At 65.7% G+C, this 446-nt stretch carries 1 protein-coding gene; it reads right to left on the bottom strand.

The window, feature by feature from the left end:
- Positions 1 to 350: transposase (locus tag WG908_RS16500; RefSeq protein ID WP_340187597.1), on the bottom strand; the 350-nt coding region annotated here is incomplete at its 3' end.
- Between the last annotated feature and the right edge of the window lie 96 nt (positions 351 to 446).

The raw sequence follows: 446 nt of genomic DNA, 5'->3' as shown, positions 1-446 counted from the left end.
CCGATCTCACCGGGACGTCCGCCGGGATGCGGACGGGTCAACTCTTCCATCACCGGCATCGTGGGGACGGGCTGGGGCTGCAACAATGGCGGCGCTGGCGCGACGGCGACAAGATCGCCCTCCGGCACGGCCCCATATGAGATGAAGGCCAGTGGTTCGCTCGCGATCTTCTCCGCCTGCCGCCGTGCCGTCCGCCAGCTATAGATCAGGCTCTCGGCTATATCGTGCCGCTTCGCCACCTCCCGCACGGTGACATCTGGCGCGTCAGCCTCCCGCATGATCGCGGCCCGTTCGGCGGGAGAATATTTACGGCGACGCTCCGTGCGGGTGATGACCTCGATCCGGCCCATCTCCTGATCTCCTTATGGAGTCCAGAAGGAGACTCCTATCCGCCCTCCCTCGCCAAACGGGCCGAACCACGCAACACGCCGAAGGCCGGACGCTTA

This window comes from Sphingobium anseongense (genome assembly GCF_037725245.1).
In the GTDB taxonomy this organism is placed as follows: Bacteria; Pseudomonadota; Alphaproteobacteria; order Sphingomonadales; family Sphingomonadaceae; genus Sphingobium.
This window is presented reverse-complemented; position numbering and strand designations above follow the sequence as displayed.